Raw genomic sequence first — 6,110 nt, forward strand, 5'->3', positions numbered from 1 at the left:
GCCTGTCTACTTACGCCTTTGTTTCATCCTGCCCAAAGCGGATATTTAAAATCTGCTTCGACACTTCCTTAATAAGGTTAAAATCTTCTTCTCCACAGATCCGGAGATAGTAAAAGAAGATATGGGAATATTTCCAGCCTTCCTACCAGCATATCCAGACAAAATACGATCTTGGACAACGGTGAAAAGTCATAGAAATTCTCGATTGGTCCGACCTGGGCCAGCCCCGGACCCACGTTATTCAATGTTGTCATAACGGCACTGAATGTCGTCGTAAAATCATAATTGTTAAAAGCAACAAGAAAAACAGATCCCATTAAAATCAGGATATAACAAATAAAATAAATATATACACTGTGCATCGTATCTCTGCCCACTTTTTTTCCATTGATCTGTACGAGAGTCACAGATTTTGGATGAAGCATCCGCTTGATCTCCTGTTTGACGCTCTTGATCAGGATCAGAAAACGAGATACCTTGATACCACCGCCTGTGGAGCCGGCGCACGCGCCGATGACCATCAGCCCCAGCAGTATGACCTTCGAAAGCTCAGGCCAAAGGTCAAAATTCGCCGTACAGAAACCGGTCGTCGTTATGACCGCTGCGACCTGGAAGGATGCATACCGGAACGCATGCATGATATTCCCATACATACTTAAAATATTCACAGTGATCAATACAACAGAACCTGCGATGATCCCCAGATATGCCCGCAGCTCCTCATTTTTAAGTGCTGTCTTCCAATCCTTCATTCGGATCAGGAAATACAGATTAAAGTTAACGCCGAATAAGATCATAAATACGGTGATCACTCCATCAATATAGGCGCTGTCATAAAAGGCAATACTGCTGTTCTTATTGGAAAAGCCTCCGGTCCCGGCTGTACTGAATGCATGGATCAATGCGTCGTAGAAGTCCATCCCGCCAAACAACAGGAAAACCACCTCTGCCGCAGTCAGCACAAAATACATGCCATACAAGATCTTTGCTGTCCTTCTTGCCTTAGGCACCAGCTTATCAGCCTCCGGCCCCGGCACCTCCGCACGCATCAGATGCATAGAATTCTCGTCGTCCAGGGAGGTCAGCATCATTACGAACACCAGCACTCCCATTCCGCCGATCCAGTGTGTCAGACTCCGCCAGAACAGCATCCCCTTCGGCAGGCTTTCGATCTCTGTCAGTATCGTGGACCCGGTCGTCGTAAATCCTGATACCGTCTCAAAAAATGCATCCAGGTAATTTGGGATCGTTCCTGAAAGCGTAAACGGCATTGCTCCGAACAAAGACCACAGGATCCATGCCGACCCTACGATCACAAGACCTTCCTTCCCATATATTGTCTTGTTCTTAGGTACCTTTCTCCCAAAAATAAAGAAGATCAGGAACAAGACCACACTCACCATTAAAAATGTCAAACCACTCTTTTCACCATACAAAAAGGCAACCAGCGCGGGAATCAAAAGAAGCGCACCCTCGACTCCCAGCATTTTACCAATGATAAAAACCGTCATCTTATAATTCATCTTTATACACCTACAAGAAGATATCTTTGATATCTCTGATCTGCTTCTCCATCGTTATGATAATGACATTGTCTCCTGCCTGGATACAATCATCGCCGTTGGGTATGATAATTCTGCGCTTCCTTGCAATGCAGGCGATCAGATTGTTCGGCTTAAGGGACAGCTCTTTCAGAGGCCGGTTCGTATAGGAAGTCTCTGACTTAACGATAAACTCCAGAGCTTCCACTTTTCCGTCGATCAGCTGGTACATCGTCTCTACATTTGCACTGCCCTGTGAATTTCTGCGGGCACGAACATAGCTTAAGATCGCATCCGCTGTAGCGGTCTTGGCAGAAACGATACTGTCAATACCGAAATCCTCGATCATGCGTGCTCTTCTGTCTTCATTCACCTTCACAATGATCTTAGAGACTCCCTGGCTCTTGGCAAACATGGACATGATGATATTCTCCTCATCCATTCCCGTCAAAGCGATCAGAGCATCTGCATCCTGAATCCCTTCTTCGATCAGAAGGTCATGATCAGATGCATCTCCATTGATGATAGTCGCTTTTGGAAGAAGTTCGCAAAGATTCTCACACTTTTCTTCTGATTTCTCTATGATCTTGATCTGCATTCCCATCTTACACAGCTGTGTTGCCAGATAATGGCTGACACGTCCGCCGCCGCAGATCAGCACCTTCCTGATCTTCTCTCTTTTACGTCCCAGCATCTTGAAAAACAGCTCGATATCTACATGGGACGCGGCAATATGGAGACGGTCACCGGACTGCAGCACATACTCACCATCCGGGATCACTACATTCTCCCCGCGCTCTACCGCGCATACAAGCACCTTGATCTGGAACTTATTGTACATCTCGGCAAGAGACATCCCTGCCAGCTTACTATTCTCTGACAGCGGGAATTCGATCAGCTCCACTCTGCCTTTTACAAACGTCTCGATCTTACTTGCATCCGGAAACAGTAAAAGACGGGCAATCTCCCCCGCCACAGCCAATTCCGGATTCACTGCCATACTTAAATGCAGGTCCTCTTTCAAAATGTCGATCTGTTGATAATAAATCGGGTTACGCACCCTCGCGATCGTATGTTTTGCCCCAAGTCTTCTTGCAACCAGGCAGCTTAACATATTACATTCATCTGTTGATGTACATGCGATCACCAGATCCGCATGCGGAACATCCGCTTCCTTCTGTACTGCAACACTTCCCCCGTCACCGGTCACACAAAATATATCAAGCCGGTCAATAGCAGCACGTAATTTCTTCTCATTACTGTCGATCATTACGATATCGTAATTTTCCGCGGAGAGCTGTTTGGCCAGTTTATATCCGACCTTACCATCTCCAATGATGACTATCTTCATTTGTCTACCCTCAACTTCATTCTTACACCTTATCGAGAACCTCTATAAGGTATGTAATCGCTATTTTTCCATAATGGCAGAGCAATTATAGCACTTTTAATTGGAAAGTACAATCATTTTGAGGATTTCTTATTTTTTCTTAATTATATGTGACTCTTTGAGGGCTTCTAAAATACACATCTTCAATGTTTCACCGCCGTTTTACGGTTTCTTTCGCTCATTTCAAGCGCAGTGTCTTTCCCTTCTCTGCTGTTACACAGATCAAAATTGTGATGATCATATCCGGCAGTGTATTCCCGACGATGATATCCGCATTCATCAGAATCCGGTAAACAACAAAACCGATCCCCCATATGACAAGGTTCTGTATATCCACACTTCTTCCGCTTTTGTCTTCCTTTAATATGAAGTAGTCTGCGATCTGGATCGCGATCATCGGTGCAAACACAGAACCGATCAAATAAAGGAAATCCGTAATATCATCCATGCGAAACAAAACCGCCCCGATGGTTCCTATGACCGCAGCACCGACCGCGAACCATCTGCTGTTCATCTTTGCAGACACAGATTCACTGGACACCCCCGCAGAGTAGGCATCCAGAAAGGTGGTTGTCACTGTAGAAAACACAATGATAATCAGGCCGATGACCCCGAATCCCGCTTTTACCATGATCTGTGCAATATCGGATTCCCCGGTAAAAATAGCAGCTCCCATACCGATCAGATACATCCAGCAGCTGACGATTCCATAGACAATTACACTTACACCCGTTGCTTTGAAAGGATTTTCGGCCTCCCTCGTGTAATCGCTGATCAGAGGGAGCCAGGACAGCGGCATGGCAACGGAAAGCTCCACGGCTGCACCAAATGTCATTCCTTCGCTGATTCCCCCGTCGGCTGAGCCATTTCCGAAGATGACACAGCTTAAAACAATCGTCAGAATAAACAATGCGGTCATTGCAACCGTATTGATCTTTCCCAGGTTCTGGATCCCGATCAGGATCCAGAGTGTGATCAGCCCTCCGATTACGATACACCAGATCAGATGTCCGGTCTTCCAGATTCCACTGGCAGCCATAGCCCCGTCATAGATCATAATGGCAGTCCATCCGATCAGCTGAATAATATTCAGAATAGCAAATAAGAGGCAGCCTTTTTGCCCGAAGCTCATCTTGACCGTTTCCATAGCGCTCTTTCGTGACCTTCCTCCTATCAAGCCTGAAAAAATAACATGCAGCATCCGATGATATGTCCGATCAGGATCGCAAGAATCCCTTTTCCGAATCCAAGCGGTGCAAAATAAGTCCCTGTCAGGATCTCTGCAATAGAGACACCAGCGCCAAACCAGATCAGGCCATTTTCAAAAATTGAAGTCCTTTTTTTGTCCATCTTATTCTGCCTCCTCTGCAAATTCACCGGTCAGATCAAACGCGTGGTTCATCGGGCCGCTGCCCTTTCCCAGCTCCAGGCCAAAAGCCAGTGCCTTCGACACATAGTCCTTGGCACGCTGCACAGAGGCCGCAAGGTCAAAGCCTTTCGCCAGGTTCGCCGCGATCGCACTGGACAGGGTACATCCGGTTCCATGCGTATTCGATGTTGCAATCCTCCTGCCCGGAAACCATCTGGCCTCTCCATCCATGAACAGAAGGTCATTCGCATCATTGACACTGTGCCCGCCTTTACACAGAACTGCACAGTGATACCTCTCACTGATCATTCCGGCTGCCCTTATCATATCTTCCTCATCCTGAATGGGTTCACCGGACAGGATTTCCGCCTCCGGGATATTGGGGGTGACCACTGTGGCAAGAGGCAGCAGCACCTCCTTTAACGTCTCGACTGCTTCCTCCTCGATCAGCCTGGAGCCGCTTGTTGCCACCATAACAGGGTCAAGCACGATATTTTCTGCGCCATATGCACGCAGTCTTTCAGCGATGGTCCTGATCAGACCGGAGGACGAGACCATCCCGATCTTTACTGCACAGGGGCGGATATCCTCAAATACTGCGTCGATCTGCTCCTGTAAAAATTGTGGAGTTACCTCAAATACTGCTGATACGCCGGTCGTATTCTGTGCCGTCAGTGCAGTGACTGCGCTCATGGCATAAACACCATTCATCGTCATTGTCTTTAAATCCGCTTGAATTCCGGCGCCTCCGCTGGAATCAGTTCCAGCGATTGATAATGCTGTTCTCATGTTCTTTTCTCCTTCTCTTTTCTGCATTATTTTTCTTAAGCGACAGAAGGTGGTGCCCCCAATCTGCCGCTGTCAGACATTTATATGGATATCCCGCTCCATTCACGGATCACTTCATCCGCTGTCTGCCTCATCTGATCCCAGTCTGCCAGACTGCTTTCTTCATAGATGCCTACTACATAAAAGCCTGCATTTTTCGCCGTCCTGGCAGCATAGAGTGCATCTTCATAAACGGCAGTATCCTGTATCCTTCCTCCCAGTCTTTTTGCTGCCGCGAAGTAGACATCCGGTCTGTCCTTTCCCGCTCCGACACTTTCGCAGGAAATCAAAAACTCAAAGAGCTCCAGTACTCCCAGGCGCTCAAGACACGCCTCCATCAGCGGTCCGGCCGTAGCAGAAGCGACACACATAGATACACCTGCATTTTTAAGACTGTACAAGTATTCCTTCACTCCCGGTTTTAAGGGAATATCCTTTTTATAGTGAGCGCCCATCATCTGGTTCATTTCCTCTGCAATTGTTTCCGGGGTGCCGGGCAGATGGAATTCCTGGTGAAAATACGCCGCAGACTCTGACATTGTCATAGGCTTGATCCTCTCTGACATTTCCCTGGAAATGGTTGAGATCCCCTTTGTTTTCAGATATTCTGCCGCTAATGTTTTCCAGTATCCCATGGAATCTATTAAGGTACCGTCCATATCAAAAATTGCAAACCGTTTATCCATGCTGCCCCACCATCTCTTCGGCCAGCTTCCGCAGATATGCCGCCGCCTCTCCCGGCTCCTTTGCCGCAAATATGGCGGAGACGACTGCCACACCGTCCACACCGCTTCCTGAGAGTTTTGTCAGGTTCAAAGCATTGATCCCGCCGATCGCAACCACAGGGATCCTGACAGAATCCACGATTTCCCGCAGCTTTTCCATTGACAGATTCCTGGCATCCTTCTTGGTGCTGGTTCCGAAAACCGCTCCTACGCCTATGTAATTTGCCCCTGCTTTCTCAGCAGCGACTGCCTCTTCT

General features: G+C 47.5%; 5 protein-coding genes and 1 pseudogene. All 6 read right to left on the reverse strand.

From position 1 onward, the window contains the following. Nucleotides 1-77: 77 nt before the first annotated feature. Nucleotides 78-1,523, reverse strand: a complete 1,446-nt coding sequence (locus tag AC4OGX_RS13625; protein WP_493331124.1) for a TrkH family potassium uptake protein — start codon at nt 1,521-1,523, stop codon at nt 78-80. A gap of 10 nt (nt 1,524-1,533) precedes the next feature. After that, nucleotides 1,534-2,892, reverse strand: a complete 1,359-nt coding sequence (gene trkA / locus AC4OGX_RS13630) for a Trk system potassium transporter TrkA (protein ID WP_493331125.1) — start codon at nt 2,890-2,892, stop codon at nt 1,534-1,536. A gap of 217 nt (nt 2,893-3,109) precedes the next feature. Beyond that, nucleotides 3,110-4,281, reverse strand: a pseudogene (gene cytX / locus AC4OGX_RS13635) (putative hydroxymethylpyrimidine transporter CytX). 1 nt (nt 4,282) lies between these two features. Continuing rightward, a complete protein-coding gene (thiD, locus tag AC4OGX_RS13640) occupies nt 4,283-5,089 on the reverse strand; it encodes a bifunctional hydroxymethylpyrimidine kinase/phosphomethylpyrimidine kinase (RefSeq protein WP_493331126.1) in 807 nt (268 codons plus the stop codon). An 80-nt stretch (nt 5,090-5,169) separates the two neighbouring features. Continuing rightward, nucleotides 5,170-5,814, reverse strand: a complete 645-nt coding sequence (locus AC4OGX_RS13645) for an HAD family hydrolase (protein ID WP_493331127.1) — start codon at nt 5,812-5,814, stop codon at nt 5,170-5,172. Next, a partial coding sequence (locus AC4OGX_RS13650) for a thiamine phosphate synthase (RefSeq protein WP_493331128.1) occupies nt 5,807-6,110 on the reverse strand: 304 nt, incomplete at its 5' end. The genes AC4OGX_RS13650 and AC4OGX_RS13645, both read right to left, overlap by 8 nt.

This window comes from Faecalicatena sp., from assembly GCF_058819085.1.